This is a genomic window from Arthrobacter sp. NQ4, from assembly GCF_029077345.1.
Classification (GTDB): Bacteria; Actinomycetota; Actinomycetes; order Actinomycetales; family Micrococcaceae; genus Arthrobacter.
Genome location: NZ_JARETC010000010.1, coordinates 125,666 through 142,025, shown reverse-complemented (window position 1 = coordinate 142,025; position 16,360 = coordinate 125,666). Strand labels below are relative to the sequence as shown.

Annotated in this window: 13 protein-coding genes, 2 tRNA genes and 1 pseudogene; 2 read left to right on the top strand and 14 right to left on the bottom strand. The window is 64.2% G+C overall.

The features are described 5' to 3' along the window. Nucleotides 1-14: 14 nt before the first annotated feature. From PUN51_RS16255 to PUN51_RS16245, 3 genes are all read right to left on the bottom strand, one after another. On the bottom strand, nucleotides 15-482 hold the full coding sequence (locus tag PUN51_RS16255) for a carboxymuconolactone decarboxylase family protein (RefSeq protein ID WP_224023963.1): 468 nt from the start codon (nucleotides 480-482) through the stop codon (nucleotides 15-17). Between the two features lie 544 nt (nucleotides 483-1,026). After that, nucleotides 1,027-1,905, bottom strand: coding sequence for a rhomboid family intramembrane serine protease (locus tag PUN51_RS16250; protein WP_224023961.1), 879 nt, complete (start codon nucleotides 1,903-1,905; stop codon nucleotides 1,027-1,029). Nucleotides 1,906-1,914: 9 nt separating this feature from the next. After that, nucleotides 1,915-2,460: a peptidylprolyl isomerase gene (locus PUN51_RS16245; RefSeq protein ID WP_141158792.1), complete on the bottom strand. Its 546-nt coding sequence runs from the start codon at nucleotides 2,458-2,460 to the stop codon at nucleotides 1,915-1,917. A 154-nt stretch (nucleotides 2,461-2,614) separates the two neighbouring features. Between PUN51_RS16245 and PUN51_RS16240 the strand changes: the two genes are divergently transcribed. After that, entirely contained in the window at nucleotides 2,615-3,556 is a 942-nt protein-coding gene (locus PUN51_RS16240; protein WP_275181759.1) for a hypothetical protein, read from the top strand. Between the two features lie 102 nt (nucleotides 3,557-3,658). Beyond that, a complete protein-coding gene (locus tag PUN51_RS16235) occupies nucleotides 3,659-4,534 on the top strand; it encodes a glycosyltransferase (protein ID WP_275181758.1) in 876 nt (291 codons plus the stop codon). 3 nt (nucleotides 4,535-4,537) lie between these two features. Here PUN51_RS16235 and PUN51_RS16230 read toward each other — a convergent pair whose 3' ends face one another. The 11 genes and pseudogenes from PUN51_RS16230 to dnaN all read right to left on the bottom strand — a co-directional run bounded on the left by PUN51_RS16230 (nucleotide 4,538) and on the right by dnaN (nucleotide 15,842). After that, entirely contained in the window at nucleotides 4,538-5,494 is a 957-nt protein-coding gene (locus PUN51_RS16230; RefSeq protein ID WP_275181756.1) for a DMT family transporter, read from the bottom strand. Nucleotides 5,495-5,577: 83 nt separating this feature from the next. Next, a tRNA-Ala gene (locus PUN51_RS16225) sits at nucleotides 5,578-5,653 on the bottom strand. Between the two features lie 72 nt (nucleotides 5,654-5,725). Continuing rightward, nucleotides 5,726-5,842 carry a DLW-39 family protein gene (locus PUN51_RS16220; protein WP_210411329.1) on the bottom strand — a complete coding sequence of 39 codons (117 nt, stop codon included), beginning with the start codon at nucleotides 5,840-5,842 and terminating at the stop codon, nucleotides 5,726-5,728. 71 nt (nucleotides 5,843-5,913) lie between these two features. After that, nucleotides 5,914-5,987, bottom strand: a tRNA-Ile gene (locus tag PUN51_RS16215). A gap of 98 nt (nucleotides 5,988-6,085) precedes the next feature. Beyond that, on the bottom strand, nucleotides 6,086-6,736 hold the full coding sequence (locus PUN51_RS16210; protein ID WP_275181754.1) for a DUF3566 domain-containing protein: 651 nt from the start codon (nucleotides 6,734-6,736) through the stop codon (nucleotides 6,086-6,088). After that, the gene (gene gyrA / locus PUN51_RS16205; protein ID WP_141158797.1) at nucleotides 6,729-9,407 is read right to left on the bottom strand and encodes a DNA gyrase subunit A; all 2,679 of its coding nucleotides are present in this window, start codon (nucleotides 9,405-9,407) and stop codon (nucleotides 6,729-6,731) included. The genes PUN51_RS16210 and gyrA overlap by 8 nt, the downstream gene beginning before the upstream one ends. Nucleotides 9,408-9,462: 55 nt before the next feature. Continuing rightward, a complete protein-coding gene (gene gyrB / locus PUN51_RS16200) occupies nucleotides 9,463-11,550 on the bottom strand; it encodes a DNA topoisomerase (ATP-hydrolyzing) subunit B (RefSeq protein WP_275181753.1) in 2,088 nt (695 codons plus the stop codon). 378 nt (nucleotides 11,551-11,928) lie between these two features. Continuing rightward, nucleotides 11,929-12,483 (bottom strand): DUF721 domain-containing protein, encoded by a 555-nt coding sequence (locus PUN51_RS16195; protein WP_224023953.1) that lies wholly within the window; start codon nucleotides 12,481-12,483, stop codon nucleotides 11,929-11,931. After that, on the bottom strand, nucleotides 12,473-13,678 hold the full coding sequence (gene recF, locus PUN51_RS16190) for a DNA replication/repair protein RecF (RefSeq protein WP_275181751.1): 1,206 nt from the start codon (nucleotides 13,676-13,678) through the stop codon (nucleotides 12,473-12,475). The genes PUN51_RS16195 and recF overlap by 11 nt, the downstream gene beginning before the upstream one ends. 45 nt (nucleotides 13,679-13,723) lie before the next feature. Beyond that, a pseudogene (gene gnd, locus PUN51_RS16185) lies at nucleotides 13,724-14,632 on the bottom strand (phosphogluconate dehydrogenase (NAD(+)-dependent, decarboxylating)); the annotation flags it as partial. Between the two features lie 85 nt (nucleotides 14,633-14,717). After that, nucleotides 14,718-15,842 (bottom strand): DNA polymerase III subunit beta, encoded by a 1,125-nt coding sequence (gene dnaN / locus PUN51_RS16180; protein ID WP_214945168.1) that lies wholly within the window; start codon nucleotides 15,840-15,842, stop codon nucleotides 14,718-14,720. Nucleotides 15,843-16,360: the final 518 nt, after the last annotated feature.

Here is a 16,360-nt window from a genome sequence, read left to right as displayed (position 1 = left end):
GCCGGCGCTGGAGACTACGGGCGTGTCCGCCGGACCGGGTGGTGGCTGGTGATGGACACCCTGTTAAATGCGTTCATGGTCACGGCAAGCCAACTCACGGCCGAAAACGCGTCGGCGCTGAGCCGCTCCCGCGCGTAAGCCTCCGCGTGCTCCCGTGACCGCTCATCCGGGAGTTCGGTGATGCTTTCCACCAAGGCCAGCGCGGCCCGCTCCTGGTCCGTGAACAGGGCGGTCTCACGCCAGGCAGGCAACACCGCCAGCCGCTGCGCACTTTCTCCCTCCTCGCCGGCCTTCCGCACGTGGAGATCCAGGCAATAGGCGCAGCCATTGATCTGGGAAATCCGCACGTTGAGCAGTTCCAACAGGCCCCTCCCGATCCCAGCCTCTTCTGCCGCTTCCTGCACCTTCAGGCCCAGGCCGCTGATCGCCCTCCACAGGGCCGGATGCTGTTTATCCAGATACAGGTGCTCGGTGGCAGTCACGGATGTCCTTGTCGGTTGGGCGGCTTGGCAGGCAACCATCATAGGCAGGCGGCCAGAGCGCGACCCTCTGGTGTTTATCCACTTACCAACAATGCGATACCCACAAGTTATCCACAGCTGTGGGAAACCGCGTGGAAATCGGTGCCCCAGGCCGCCCCTGCCCTTACTGCTGCGGGTCGCGCGGGACTCCGAACAACAGCATTGTGACTTATTAACAGTGTGGATACCGATGTCGATAACCCGCCGCCAACGCCGGCAGAGCGGTCCGGCGGGCATCCCACGGGCCGGTTTTTCCACAGAGGGGCCCGGAAAGTGCCTCTTATCCACTTACGCACAGCAATATCCCCACAGGTTATCCACAACTGTGGAGAAGCGCCCGGCTGTTGCCCCGGCATAAGCCGCCAAGGGCCGGGACGGGCCGATCCAGCACCTGAACTACAGCTATGTAAGTTACCAACACTGTGGAAAAGCGCTGTGGAAAACACGAATGCCCCCGTCACCAACGGTGACGGGGGCATCCCGGCTGATTGCGGGCCTGTGGCGGCTAAAGCGTCACGCGGACCCAGCTCGCGGCCACAAGCAGCGCAAAAACGGCGGCCAGCCCCAATGCCTGGAGCAGGCCCTGACGGCGTCCCCGGGGCGTGTAGGCAAGAACCGCGGCGCAGAGGCCGCCGGTGATGAGCCCGCCCAGGTGGGCCTGCCAGGCGATATGCGGAATCAGGAAGCCGATGACGCCGTTGATGGCAATCAGGACCCACAGTTGCCGTGTGTCCCCGCCGCGCTGCCGTTGGACCAGCAGCATGGCGCCGAAGAGGCCGAAAATGGCACCGGAGGCGCCCACCAGCCCCACCAGGCCCTGCCCTGGCACCAGCACGGGGTTCATCAGCAGGTAGCCCACTGAACCACCAAAGGCGGAGATAAGGTACAGCGCCAGGAAGCGGACGCGGCCAAGGATGGGCTCCAGGGCCTGGCCGAAAATCCACAGCGTATACATGTTCAGGAGAATGTGCAGCAGCGAATCCGGGGAATGGAGGAAGGCCGAGGTCACCATCCGCCACGGCTCAAATGCGCCGTACTGAGGGGCGGCAAAGATGTTGTTATACGCGAACTGTTTGTATACCCAGTCCCCGGGAATCAGCATCTGCAGTGCGTAGACCACAACGCAGGCTGCAATGATGCCGTACGTCACCAAAGGTTTGCCAGTGGCAACGGCACCGCCGTAGACGCTCCGTACTTCCGGCGTCGTACGTCGTGTCTCGTTGACGCAGTCAACGCATTGGAATCCGACGGCGGCCGCCCGCTGGCAGTCCGGGCAGGCGGGGCGCCCGCAGCGCTGGCAGCGCACATAGGACGGCCGGTCCGGGTGCCGGGGGCATACCGGAACCTGGGCGGACGGCTCAGCCGACGGAATTCCGTAACTCATGGTGGGGCGTTACAGCTGTTCGATGTCGATGCTGTTGATGGTGACGTCCTCGACCGGGCGGTCACCCATGCCGGTGCGGACACCCTCGATGGCGTCTACGACCTTCTTGGACTCCTCGTCAGCCACTTCACCGAAGATGGTGTGCTTGCCCTGGAGCCAGTCCGTGGGAATGGTGGTGATGAAGAACTGTGAACCGTTGGTGCCCTTGCCCATCTGGATGCCGGCGTTGGCCATGGCCAGCTTGTAGGGCTGGTTGAAGCTCAGTTCAGGGTGGATCTCGTCGTCAAAGCGGTAGCCGGGGCCACCGGTTCCACGGCCCAGGGGATCGCCGGCCTGGATCATGAAGTCCTTGATGATGCGGTGGAAGATGGTTCCGTTGTAAAGCGGCGTGCCGGTCTTGTCCTCGCCGGTTTCCGGGTGGGTCCAGGCCTGCTCGCCGGTGGAAAGGCCCACGAAGTTCTTGACCGTCTTGGGCGCGTGGTTGCCGAAGAGGTTAACCACGATGTCGCCGAGGCTGGTGTGGATGGTTGCTTTTGCAGTTGCGATGGCAGTCATAGGTTGATTCTCCCATGCCGGTTCTGGGCAGCCACGGCTGCGGGGGCAGTTCCGCGCTGGGTGAAATCCCCCTAAAATCCGCAGAGTGAATAGCCCGTGGTGATCTGGGCACGTAGGCTAGCGACAGAACCGTCACATTAATCGGGAGGTAGTTGTGAAGAAATCGGATCGTATTGCCCGTGACCTTGAGCAGTCGGTCACCAGTGCGGTGGAAAACGCCAAGGATTGGGCGGCCCCCCGGGTGGAAGCTGCCGTGGACTGGGCTGTTCCCCGGCTGCAGCAGGGCCTGGACAGCGCATCTCCCAAGATCCAGGAAGGCCTGAAGACGGCGGCCCACAGCCTGGCCGACGGCGTTGCCACAGTGACTCCCCGGATCCAGGACGGATTGGCCCACCTGGCCCCGAAGATCAATGACGTGGTTGAAGGCGCATCGCCCAGGCTGCACGAGGCCCTGGACAAGGCCACCCCGGTGGTCCTGAACGCCCGGGACCGGGTAGTGGTGGAGTACCTGCCCAAGCTCTCGGACCAGATTGGCGTGGCGTCCGGCGCCGTTCACCGCACCCTGGAAAACACCCCGGCACGGGTTGACGCAGTGGCGCAGAAGCTTGGGGACGTGGGAATCATCCACGCCCTCCAGGAGCAGGCCCAGGCCACCGGCACGCAGCTGAAGGCAGCCGCGGCAGGGGCAAGCCGCGCAATGGACGTGCAGCTTGCCCAGCCGGAGAAGCCCAAGAAGCGTGGCTGGCTGATCTTCGGTGTGGTGGCCGCAGCGGTTGCAGCGGGCGTTGCCGCTTGGAAGGCATCCAAGCCGGTCGAGGACCCCTGGAAGACCCCGTCGCCGGTCACCCCCACCCCGGCACCCGTTCCGGCCACTACCGTCAGCGACGTCAAGGCAACCACTGCCGACGCCGCCGACACGGGCACTTCCGCAGCCGCATCCGCGGCCGGTGCTGCCGCGGACAAGGCCGGGGACGCAGCTGGGACGGTCGCTGATAAGTCAGCCGATGCCGCCGACAAGGCCAAGCACGTTGCCGACGACACCGAAGGCGGCGCCAAGACGGTTGCCGATGAAGACAAGGGCAGCAGCCAGGCCTGATCTTCGCCCTTCACACAAGGGGGCTCCGTTTGACGGCGGGGCCCCTTTTTGTGTCTCTTCCCGTCCGCGGAGGCATCTTTCGCGGATGCTAGATTTGAAGTGATGTCAGCCAATCGATCCTCTGGGGATGCCGTGAACGACGCAGCCGTACAGCTCCGCGTGTCAGTCGTCATCCCGGCGTACAACGAGGAGAGCGTGATCAGGCAGTGCCTGATAGCTGCGATCTACCAGTCCGTTCCCGCCCACGAGATCATCGTGGTGGACAACCTTTCGAAGGACCGGACCGCTGACATTGTGCGCCAGATGCAGCTCGAGTATCCGGAAAGCCCCATCATCCTCCTGAGCCAGGACCGGGAACAGGGACTCATCCCCACCAGGAACTTCGGGCTGGACAGTGCCACCGGGGACATCCTGGGGCGGATTGACGCTGATTCCATTGTCGAACCCGACTGGGTTGAACAGGTGCAGAAGGCCTTCGCTGACCAGTCGGTCCAGGCTGCCACCGGCCCGGTGGTCTACTACGACATGCCGATGCGCCGGTTCGGACTCAAGGCGGACGACAAGATGCGCCAGCTCATGCTGAAGCTGGCCAAGCACCAGTACCATTTCCTGTTCGGCTCCAACATGGCCCTGCGGGCCACGGCCTGGGAGACCATCCGTTCCGAGACCTGCCGGGACGAGAAGGACGAGATGCACGAGGACATCGACCTGTCCCTGCACCTGGCCGACCATGAACTGCCGGTGCGCTACTGGCCGCAGATGGTGTCCGGGATGTCCGCGCGGCGGCTTGAGGATTCACCGCGGGACTACCGCTACTACGTCACCCGGTTCGACCGGACCTACAAAGCCCACAACGTCAGGAAGATGGCGCTGAAGGCCCCCATGGTGGTTTTCTTCTCGGTGTACTTTCCGGCCAAGCTCCTCAGGGCCATCCACACCGTTAACACGGCCCAGCCGGTCCGCCGCGGCGGTCAGTAGGGCTCAGTCAGTTCCCAGCCCGGCCAGGCGGTCCGACGGCGGTTCCTCCTGGGGTGCCGTTCCACGGCTGCCCCGGCTGCCATTCCCCTGGCCCCTGCTGTTCCTTTGACCGAGGACCACGACGGCGAGTCCCGCCAGGATCAGGCCGAGCCCGGCGTAAGTGCCTGCGGGCAGCGTCTCGTGCAGGAACACGGCTGCCAACAGCGCTGCCCCCGGGATTTCCAGGAGGATGATCATGGAGACGATGAGGGGGCTCATGGTGGCCAGCAGGTGGTTGAAGGCGGTGTGGCCCACCAGTTGGGCACAGACGGTGATTGCTGCGATGCCCAGCCACCCGCCGAGCTCAAACCCCGCCAGGGGCTGGCCCACGAACAGGGCCAGGGCGGCCACGAGGGCGGCGCACATTCCGTAGCAGAGCGTGGTGTAGGTTCCTGTTGTCATACTCTGCCGTGCCTTGCCACCCGCGAGCGTGTAAAGGCCGGCAAGGGCGCCGCCAGCCATCGCCAGCAGGTCTCCCGTGAGGGCCTGCGGGGAAGAGCCCATGTCGAAGCCGGTGATCGCCACGACCCCGCCAAAGGCGATTCCCAGCCCCGCCAGGACCTGCCAGCGGTGGCGGATGCCGCGGAAGAGCTGGAAGACGGCAATCCAGGCTGACTGCAGGCAGACCAGGGCGGTGGCGGCTGCTACGGATGTCAGCTGAAGGGATGTGATGAAGCAGGCGAAGTGCAGGGCAAGCGCGACGGCTGCCAGCATCGACCAGCGGAACTCGCTGCGGCTGATCCTGCGGAACTGGCCGGGTTCCCGGACCAGGGTGGGGGAGGCCATGACGGCCGCGCCGATGGCGTTGCGCCAGAAGGCGATGGCAAGGGCGCTGACACTTGTGGCGCCGAGCGTGGCCGCGATCAAGGGCCCGGATGATGCAACGCCCAGGACTCCCAGGGCCGCGAAGAAGAAGTTCAATGCAGCCCCCTTGGTTCTGGTTCCTTGCGCAGATGGAAAACAAAAAGTCCCGGCCGGCGTTTCCGCTGACCGGGACTTCCTTATGGTGGAGGCACGGGGACTCGAACCCCGAACCCCCTGCTTGCAAAGCAGGTGCGCTACCAATTGCGCCATGCCCCCATAAGAAGCAACCCGTCCATCATACCCTAGAACCAGGGAGCCCTTGACAGGCTCCCGGAGCGGGTGTCCGGCCTAGTCCACCGTATCGGTTGACTTGCTCCAGACTGTTTTCCGGGCTTCGGATTCCTGTGCTTTCCGGTAGACCAGGAAGCCTGCGATTGCCGCTGCCAGTACAAGCAACTTTTTCACATGCTCCCCGTTCCGATCCGGTACCGGATAACTCCGGACCAAACCTCCGTCTGAAACCTGCACAGGTTCCGTGGGCGTACCAGGACTTGAACCTGGGACCTCTTCGTTATCAGCGAAGCGCTCTAACCGCCTGAGCTATACGCCCTCAATCCCTCATCGGGCCGAGACATGACTTTACAGCACACCCCGGCCCGATCTCAAATCGGGCCTTTTCACCGGTGCGGGCCCGGCGAAAATGGCTTCCTAATCGTCGGTGAGGGTCACGCCAATGCCACCCACCAGGGTGGCGGAGATGTTGTAGAGGACAGCGGAAAGCATGGACAGTGCCGTCAGCAGGACCACGTTGACCACGGCAATGATGGTGGCGAACGACGCAACCTGGCCCAGCGAAGCCACCTTCTTCAGCTCAAAGCCGCCGCTTTCCGAGCCGGCGAGCGTGCCGAGCAGGCTGTCCACCTGGTCAAAGATCCCGGTGAGGTCCAGGACTGTCCACAGGACAATGGCGGCCACCACAGTCACGATCCCCAGTGCCACGGACAGCAGGAATGCCATCTTCAGGACGGACCACGGGTCCACCTTGCTGATCAGGAGCCGGGCCCGGCGGACCTTTGCCTTCGGCGCCGGCTTCACCAGGCCAGGGGTTCCCTGGCTGGAGGCGCCCTGTGCAGGACGCTGTCCGGGCTGGCCCTGGAAGGGGCGCTGGCCGGGCTGCACGGGGCGGTCGCCCTGCTGCGGCCGCTGGCCAGGGACGGCGGGGCGCTGGCCCGGAGCGCCGGCCGGCGCAGCGGGGCGCTGCTGCGGACGAACGGGGGCGTTCACGCGGGGTGCCGCTGAAGGCCGGTTCCCGTCGGGAACAGTACTGTTCGGCTTGGGAAATGAGTCGGAATTACTCACTCGTTACCTCCGTGTTGTCTTCGTTCGGCTCAGCGTCGCCCGAGGCGTCCTCTGACTCAACGGCCGGTGATTCTTCTGCCATTGCTGGCGCGGCGGATTCCCCAGCGGTCCCGCCATCTTCAGCCAACGTTACGTCATCCCCGGCGGATTCCTCGTCCTCAAGACCGCGTTCGCTGTTGCGCGCCACCTCGATAATCCGGTCATTCTTGTCCGGTTTGGCGAAGATGACGCCCATGGTGTCGCGGCCCTTGGCAGGAACCCCGGCAACGGAGGAACGGACAACCTTGCCGCCTTCCATGACCACCAGGACTTCATCTTCTTCCTGGACGATCAGTGCACCCACGAGGTGGCCGCGCTCTTCCTGGTATTTGCCGACCTTGATACCCAGTCCGCCACGGCCCTGCAGGCGGTATTCCTCCACCGCCGTGCGCTTGGCGTACCCACCTTCGGTCACGATGAACACGAACGAACCGTCGGTGACCACGTCCGCGGCCAGCAGTTCGTCGTCCTCGCGGAACTTCATGCCGGTAACGCCGGATGTGGCACGTCCCATGGGGCGCAGTGCGTCATCGGTGGCGGTGAAGCGGATGGACTGGCCCTTGCGGGACACCAGGAACAGGTCGTCGGTTTCCGAGACAAGCTGGGCGGAGACCAGTTCGTCGCCGTCACGCAGGTTGATCGCGATCACGCCTGCCGAACGGTTCGTGTCGTAGTCCTCCAGCCTGGTCTTCTTCACCAGGCCCCTCTTGGTGGCGAGCACCAGGTACGGCGCCTGCTGGTAGTCCTTGAGGTCCAGCACCTGGGCGATGTGTTCGTCGGGCTGGAATGCCATCAGGTTGGCAACGTGCTGGCCCTTGGCGTCCCTGCCCGCTTCCATCAGCTCGTACGCCTTGGCGCGGTAGACCCGGCCCAGGTTGGTGAAGAACAGCAGCCAGTGGTGGGTGGTGGTGACGAAGAAGTGCTCCACCACATCGTCACCACGCAGCTGGGCCCCCTTGATGCCCTTGCCGCCGCGCTGCTGCGACCGGTAGTTGTCGCTGCGGGTGCGCTTGACGTAGCCGCCGCGGGTGATGGTGACCACCATCTCCTCTTCGGGGATGAGGTCCTCCATGGACATGTCGCCGTCGTAGCCCATGAGGATCCTGGTGCGCCGGTCATCGCCGTGCTTGTCCACGATCTCGCCCAGCTCAGTGCTGATGATCTCGCGCTGGCGCTGCTCCGACCCCAGGATTTCCTTGTATTCGGTGATCAGGGCTTCGAGTTCTGCGTGCTTCTCCTGGATCCGCTGGCGTTCCAGGGCGGCCAGGCGGCGCAGCTGCATGTCCAGGATGGCCCGGGCCTGCAGCTCATCAATGTCCAGCAGCTCCATCAGCCCGTCCCGTGCGGCCTCGGTGGTGCTGGAAGCGCGGATGAGGGCAATGACCTCGTCCAGCATGTCCAGCGCCTTGAGGAGGGCCCGAAGGATGTGGGCTTCTTCCTCCGCCTTGCGCAGGCGGTACCGGGTGCGGCGGGCGATAACGTCCATCTGGTGCGTGACCCAGTGGCGGATGAACGCATCAAGGCTCAGTGTCCGGGGCACGCCGTCCACGATGGCCAGCATGTTGGCGGAGAAGTTGCTCTGCAGCTCGGTGTGCTTGTAGAGGTTGTTCAGCACCACCTTGGGCACGGCGTCACGCTTCAGCACGATCACCAGGCGCTGGCCGGTGCGTCCGGACGTCTCATCCCGGAGGTCGGCAATGCCCTGGATCTTGCCGTCCTTGACCAGTTCGGCGATCTTGATGGCCAGGTTGTCCGGGTTGGCCTGGTACGGAAGTTCGGTGACCACCAGGCACGTGCGGCCCTGCAGTTCCTCCACGGCAACTACTGCGCGCATAGTGACCGATCCGCGGCCGGTGCGGTAGGCGTCTTCGATGCCCTTGTGGCCAAGGATGGTGGCTCCGGTGGGGAAATCCGGGCCCTTGACCCGCACCAGCAATTCCTCGAGGAGTTCCTCGCGCGTGGCACCCGGGTTGGAGAGGTACCACTGCACGCCGTCGGCTACTTCCCGGAGGTTGTGCGGCGGGATGTTGGTAGCCATGCCCACGGCGATACCTGAAGAACCGTTGACCAGCAGGTTGGGGAACCTGGCCGGCAGGATGGTGGGTTCCTGGTTTTTGCCGTCATAGTTGTCCTGGAAATCGACGGTCTCCTCGTCGATGTCCCGGACCATTTCCATGGCCAGCGGCGCCATCTTGGTTTCGGTATACCGCGGTGCGGCAGCGCCGTCGTTGCCGGGGGATCCGAAGTTTCCCTGCCCCAGCGCCAGCGGGTAGCGCATGGTCCAGTCCTGGATGAGGCGCACCAGGGCGTCGTAGATCGCGGTGTCGCCGTGGGGGTGGTACTGGCCCATGACCTCGCCCACCACGCGGGCGCACTTGTTGAAGGACCGGTCGGGGCGGTAACCGCCGTCGAACATCGCGTACAGCACGCGGCGGTGCACCGGCTTGAGGCCATCGCGGACGTCGGGAAGGGCACGGCCCACGATGACGGCCATGGCGTAGTCCAGGTAGGACCGCTGCATTTCCGTCTGCAGGTCCACCTGTTCCACGCGGTCGATCAGCACGTCGCCTTCAAGAACGGTGTCCGGAGTTCCGCCCTCAGGGGCGGAGTTCTCGGGGATTTCGTCGCTCATTAGTTATTTTCCGTTTCAGGTATATGTCTGGTTCCGAATACTTTGGAGCGGATCCTTAGATGTCCAGGAACCGGACGTCCTTGGCGTTCTGCTGGATGAAGTTGCGGCGGGATTCGACGTCTTCGCCCATGAGGACGGAGAAGATCTGGTCGGCAGCCAGGGCGTCGTCCATGGTCACCTGCAGCAGGGTGCGGTGGTCGGGGTCCATGGTGGTGTCCCACAGCTCGGTGTAGTCCATCTCGCCAAGGCCCTTGTAGCGCTGGATGCCGTTGTCCTTGGGGATGCGGCGCCCGGCGGCCTGGCCCGACACGAGCTTGGCGTCGCGTTCCCGGTCGCTGTACACGTAGTCATGCGGGGCGTTGGACCACTTGATCCGGTACAGCGGGGGCTGGGCCAGGTACACGTAGCCGTTCTCGATCAGGGGCCGCATGTAACGGAACAGCAGGGTCATCAGCAGCGTAGTGATGTGCTGGCCGTCCACGTCGGCATCTGCCATGAGCACGATCTTGTGGTACCGCAGCTTGGCCAGGTCGAAGTCCTCGCCGATGCCGGTACCGAAGGCAGTGATCATGGACTGCACTTCTGCGTTGCCCAGGGCCTTGTCCAGGCGTGCGCGCTCCACGTTGAGGATCTTGCCGCGGAGGGGAAGGATGGCCTGGGTCTCGGGGTTGCGGCCGCGCTTGGCGGAACCACCGGCCGAGTCACCCTCCACGATGTAGACCTCGCACTTTTCCGGGTCCTTTGAGGAGCAGTCCGAAAGCTTGCCGGGCATGCCAAAGGACTCCAGCGGGCTCTTGCGCCGGGCATTGTCGCGGGCCTTGCGCGCAGCCATCCTGGCCTGCGCGGCGGAAATCGCTTTGCGGATCACGTCGCGGGCGGGGCCGGGGTTGCGCTCCAGCCAGTCGCCCAGCCCGTCGGTGACCACACGCTGGACGAAGCCCTTGACCTCGGAGTTGCCGAGCTTGGTCTTGGTCTGGCCCTCGAACTGGGGCTCGGCCAGCTTGACCGAGATGACGGCGGTGAGGCCCTCGCGGATGTCGTCGCCCGTGAGGTTGTCGTCCTTCTCCTTGATAATGCCTTTTTCGCGGGCATACCGGTTGATAAGGGAGGTCATGGCAGCGCGGAAGCCTTCTTCGTGCGTGCCACCCTCATGGGTGTTGATGGTGTTGGCGTAGGTGTGGACGCTTTCGGAATAGGCGCTGGTCCACTGCATGGCCATTTCCAGGGCGATCTTGCGCTCGGTGTCCTCGGTTTCAAAGGCGATGACGTCCTCGTGGACCACCTCAACCTTCTTGCCCGAGTTCAGGTGCCTGACGTAGTCCAGCAGGCCTTCGTTGTACTGGTACACCACGGTGCGGTGTTCGGCGCTGACTTCACCCTCGGTGCTGAGGTCGTCAAGGTCCAGGTCGCCGTCGGCGTCGTCCCCGGCTGGTGCGCGCTCATCCGTCAGGGTGATCCGCAGTCCCTTGTTGAGGAAGGCCATCTGCTGGAAGCGGGCGCGCAGCGTTTCGAAGTCGAACTCGGTGGTTTCGAAGATCGCCGGGTCCGGGTAGAAGGTCTGGGTGGTGCCGGTGGCGTCTGTCTCTTCGCCCTGGACCAGGCTGCCCTGCGGCTTGCCGCCGTCAGCGAAGGACATCCGCCACACGTGCCCCTGGCGGCGCACTTCGGTATCCACGCGGCTGGAGAGTGCGTTGACCACCGAGATGCCCACGCCGTGCAGGCCACCGGAAACGGCGTATCCGCCGCCGCCGAACTTGCCGCCGGCGTGCAGGATGGTCATGACCACCTCGACGGTGGGTTTGTGTTCCGTGGGGTGCATATCCACCGGAATGCCGCGGCCGTCATCGACCACTTTCACGCCGCCATCGGCCTGCAGGACGATCTCGATATGGCTGCAGTAACCGGCCAGCGCCTCATCCACCGAGTTGTCCACCACTTCGTAGACCAGGTGGTGCAGGCCACGGGGTCCGGTGGAGCCGATGTACATGCCCGGACGCTTGCGGACAGCTTCAAGGCCCTCCAGCACGGTGATGTCGCTGGCGCCGTATTCCCTTGGAGTGGCTGACGCGGGTGGAGTATCAGGGGTGCGGCCATCCTCGACTGCTGTATCTGCTGCCAGAATATCTGTATTGTCGTTAGCCACAGGCGCTGCGACTCCTCTGTTCTCGATGATGGCCGGCCGGTGCCTTTCCCAGGGAAAAGCCACCCGCCAACAGGCACAAACTTATGGCGCCGGTGACCTGCTGACGGTTGGTGGTCCGCGCCCCGCGCGCGGAGAGCGCGCGCAGAACGGACTGAAGTCAACGTTTCATCCGCGCCCAGTTATCTGCATCAATTCTACCGTGAACCAGGACATATCCCCGCATTCCGGGGCCTTCAGCGCCACTGAATATGGCTGTGCGAGGCTCTTGGCCGCGCCTAGGGCGGCCCAGCGGTACGCCCTCCGGGTGCCTATACGCGCTGCGGTCCTTACAGCGCCCTACACGCCGTTGCGCGCAGTTTCAAGAGCTGCCGTCCTGACCTATCCGTACGTGTCCCGCGGACCACGGCCGTTGACACTGCGTCCGCCCTTGCGCCAGCTTGGTGCGGAGGGTCCCAGCACCTGGATGCTGGTGACCACCCCGTCTCCCAGTTCACGGCGGAATTTGTCGAGCAGGCTGCTGCTCAGGAGACGGAGTTGGGTGGCCCAGGCAGTGGAATCACACCGCACGTGCAGGGTGGTGTCGGTGAAGCTTTCCGGGGTGCAGTGGGCGGAGATTTCGGGCCCCACCAGCGTGGACCACTCCGCCATGACCGAGCCGACAGCCACAGGTGAGGTCCAGCCCCGCTCCGCCACCAGCCGTCCTACTACCTTCCCCAGGCCCAACGGGTCCCGGCCGGTGGCGTGGAACTGGCTGAAGCCGCGGGTGTCCCGGATGCTGCCTTTAGCCTTTGCGGAACCGGGCCGTGCAACTTTCCGCCGGACTTCGCCGCGCGCTGCCGCGGCTTCCCGCATCCGGTTCAGCGCCGCCTGCGGCGCATCGATGTCGTCAGGCTCGCGGCCGGGCTGGAGCCCGCCGCCCTGGTCACTGCTCATCGATACCTCCCGGGATGACCTTCACCCGCCGCCCGGACAGTTCTTCCGGAATATCGGCGTCGACGGCGGCGGTCACCAGGACCTGTTCCGCGCCGGAGACTATTGCCGCCAGTTTACGCCGCCGCTGGACGTCCAGTTCGGCAAAGACGTCGTCCAGGATGAGGATGGGAGCAGAACCTCCGGTCCGGGCGTCGTCAAGCATCACGTAGTACGAGGCCAGCCGGAGGGACAGGCACATGGACCAGGTCTCACCATGCGACGCGTATCCCTTGGCGGGCGCCTGCCCGAGCATGAGCTCCAGTTCGTCGCGGTGCGGGCCAACCAGGGATATGCCCCGTTCCAGTTCTTTCTTGCGGGATTCAGCGAATGCCTGCACGTAGCGTTCGGTGAGCTGTTCCACGGAGAGAAGCCGGAGATCATCCTGGCCGTCTGCAGTACCTCCTGCTGCGGAGCGCTGCGCGCTTCCCGCCGGGACGCCGTCGTCGTCCATCTGGCTTTGGAGCGTTGACCGGTAGGTGGCATCCGCCGGTTTGGACGCGTCCGTGAGTTGGGCATAGGCCCGGGCAAGGTGCGGGCGGAGCCGTTCAACCAGTTCCAGGCGCGCGTGCAGCAACTCCGCGCCCGCCCGGGCCATGTGCTGGTCCCACACGTCCAGGGTGGATTCGTGTGCTGTGGTGAACCTGCCGGCGCGGGCTGATTTGAGCAGGGCGTTGCGTTGTTTCAAGACCCGGTCATAGTCGCTGCGGGTGGCAGCGTGGTGCGGGATAAGGCTTGCCAGCAGCTCGTCCAGGAAGCGGCGCCGGTTTGATGGATCCCCCTTGACCAGTGCCAGGTCCTCGGGGGCAAACAGGACTGTCTGGCAGATGCCGAGTATGTCGCGGGCCCGGACCGGGTTGCTGCGGTTGATGCGTCCCCGGTTGGCGCGGCCGGCGTTGATCTCCAGCTCAAGGACTGTGGTCTGCGTGCCCCGGACCAGCCGCGCGCGGACCAGTGCACGTTCCGTCCCGAACCTGAGCAGGGGCGCGTCCGAGCTGACCCGGTGGGAACTGAGCGTGGCCAGGTACCCGATGGCCTCCATCAGGTTGGTCTTGCCGATGCCGTTGTAACCCACCAGGACGGTGACGCCCGGTCCCAGGGTGAGGTCAACCTGGGCGTAACTGCGGAAGTCGGTCAGGGAAAGGTGTTCCAGATACACGCGGTTTTCGGCAATTCTGGGAACTCTGCTGGTCCCCGGTGGGTGCTACTTGGCGGGGCGGGTTGCGTGGCCGCCGAATTGGTGGCGCAGCGCGGAAACCATCTTCATGGCGGGCGAGGTGTCTTCCCGGGATGCGAACCGGGCGAACAGCGCGGCGGTGATGGCCGGGGCGGGGACCGCGTTGGCGATGGCTTCCTCCACGGTCCACCGGCCTTCGCCGGAATCCTCCACGTAGTCGTCAATGGAGGCCAAACCGGGATCTTCGTCAAGGGCCTTCACCATGAGGTCAAGGAGCCATGAACGGACTACCGTTCCCTTTTGCCATGCCCTGAACGTGCCGGGGAGGTCGGTGACGATGTCCTTGGCGGCGAGCAGTTCGTAGCCTTCGGCGTAGGCCTGCATGAGGCCGTATTCGATTCCGTTGTGGACCATCTTGGCGTAGTGGCCTGCCCCGATGCCGCCGACGTGGACAAAGCTGTCCGCCCTTTCACCTTCAGGACGCAACGCATCGAAGACGGGCAGGGCACGTTCGATGTCGGCGGCGTCGCCGCCGGCCATGAGTCCGTAGCCGTTCTGCAGGCCCCAGACTCCGCCGGACACGCCGCAGTCCGCGAAGCGGATTCCCTTGGCGGCGAGGAGTTCGCCGTGCTTCTGGTCCTCGGTGAACCGGGAGTTGCCGCCGTCAATGACGAGGTCGCCGGTTTCCAGCTTTTCGCTGAGTTCAGTGATGACGGCGTCCGTGATGGGGCCTGAGGGCACCATCACCCAGATGATCCGGGGCGCCGGTACGGCGGCGATCAGCTCATCGACGCTGGCAGCATCAGTAACGTCCGGGTTCCGGTCGTAACCGGTTACTTCCAGTCCTCCCTTGCGCAGGCGCTCACGCATGTTGAACCCCATTTTGCCGAGGCCGATCAGTCCAATGTGCATGAGTGGAACTCTTTTCTGCGCTAAGTGGGAGGAACGGGGTTGGCGGTGGGTAGGGCCCCATCGGCGAGGGGCCCGGCCTGAGCTTGCGAAGGCTGGGAGCCGATGGGAACTAGTTGGGAAGCCGGACCGGCATCACCAGGTAGCGGTAGTCATCCTGGTCTTCGCCGTCTGCGTCCGCCTGGGCAGTGATCATGGCGGGCTTGGGAGCTGTGGTGAAGGAGAACCGGACAAACTTGGTCTCGATGACGCTGAGTCCCTCGATCAGGTAATGCGGGTTGAAAGCGACCGTGATGTCATCACCGGACAGCTGGGCTTCGAGTTCTTCCGATGCCTGGGCGTCCTCACCGGTGCCGGCATCGAGATTCAGCAGCCCCGCGGTGAAGGCAAGCCTGACCGGAGTGTTGCGCTCTGCCACGAGGGATACACGGCGGACAGCTTCAACGAGCTCCTGGGTCTGGACGGTGGCGTGGATGGGGGTGGACTCGGGGAACAGAGAGCGGATCTTGGGGTAGTCCCCGTCCACCAGCAGTGACGTGGTGGTGCGGCCGCCGCTTTCGAAGCCGATGAGCCGGCTGTCGTCGTCGGACAGGGCGAGGTTGATGTCGCCGCTGTTACCAAGCGTTTTGGCTACCTCGTTGAGGGTTTTGGCCTTGACCAAGGCGCTGGTGGAGATGCCTGGCGTGACCGGCTTCCACGGAACTTCGCGCATGGCGAGCCGGTAACGGTCGGTGGCCAGCAGCGTGATCAGATCGTCCTCGATCTCCATCCGCACACCCGTGAGGATGGGGAGAGTGTCGTCCTTGCTTGCCGCGATGATGACCTGTGAGACGGCCTGGGCAAAAGCATCTCCCGGGACGGTTCCGCTGATGGCCGGCAGGGATGGCAGGGGTGGGTATTCGGCTTCGGGCATGGTCGCGAGATGGAAGCTGCTTCGACGGCAGGTGAGCGTGACCTTGTTGCCGTCGGTTTCCACGTCCACGGGAGCAGAAGGCAGGCTGCGGCAGATGTCCGCGAGCAGCCGGCCGGATACCAGGATGGTGCCTTCATCCCTGATGTCTGCGGTGATTTCGAGCCGTGCCGACGTCTCGTAGTCGAAGCTCGAAAGGCTGACGGTTCCCGCTTCAGCTTTCAAAAGCAGGCCGGAGAGGACGGGCACGGGCGGCCGCGGAGACAACGACCGGGCTGTCCAGGTGACGGCTTCTGCCAGGACGTCCCGATCGACTCTGAACTTCACGGAAGGGTGCCGCCTTTCATTGCTGCTGCCATGTGAAACCCGGGAATTTCGCAGGAAACTCCGGAAGAAGTTGGGCGCACCCCGGCTGGTGCATGGTCCGCGAAAACGGAAACCACACGAAAACCCAGGGATGGGAGCGCTGCTGACAGCTTAGCCGGAAGATCGGGGATTAACCCATCCCCCAGGGTCCGGTCCAGTCCGCCGGGGGCCGGCAGGCCCCCTGTGTCGGATGCGCGGATCGTTCTTGTTGTTTGAGGGATTTCAATTTTTTGGGATTAGTAGTGTTAATAACTGCTGTGGAAACTGTGGATAACCCGGTCCTGCCGCGTGGTTCCGCGCTTAAGCCCTGTTCACCCGCTGTGCGTTAAGTGGGTTTTAAACAGGGTGTGGATGGGGACAACGCAAAGGGCCATTTTTAACGATCCACAGACGGCTTAAGGGTTTTAAGCCCATTAACCGCGCTTGTCCCCTTAAGTATCCACAGGCTTATCCACATGCCCCTGTTAATAAGGTATAGA

Excerpts from the sequence above, each read along its gene's own strand:
- PUN51_RS16235 (WP_275181758.1), top strand. The coding sequence starts at position 3,659 with ATGTCAGCCAATCGATCCTCTGGGGATGCCGTGAACGACGCAGCCGTA.
- PUN51_RS16245 (WP_141158792.1), bottom strand. The coding sequence starts at position 2,460 with ATGACTGCCATCGCAACTGCAAAAGCAACCATCCACACCAGCCTCGGC.
- gyrA (WP_141158797.1), bottom strand. The coding sequence starts at position 9,407 with ATGAGCGACGAAATCCCCGAGAACTCCGCCCCTGAGGGCGGAACTCCG.
- PUN51_RS16195 (WP_224023953.1), bottom strand. The coding sequence starts at position 12,483 with ATGAGCAGTGACCAGGGCGGCGGGCTCCAGCCCGGCCGCGAGCCTGAC.
- PUN51_RS16250 (WP_224023961.1), bottom strand. The coding sequence starts at position 1,905 with ATGAGTTACGGAATTCCGTCGGCTGAGCCGTCCGCCCAGGTTCCGGTA.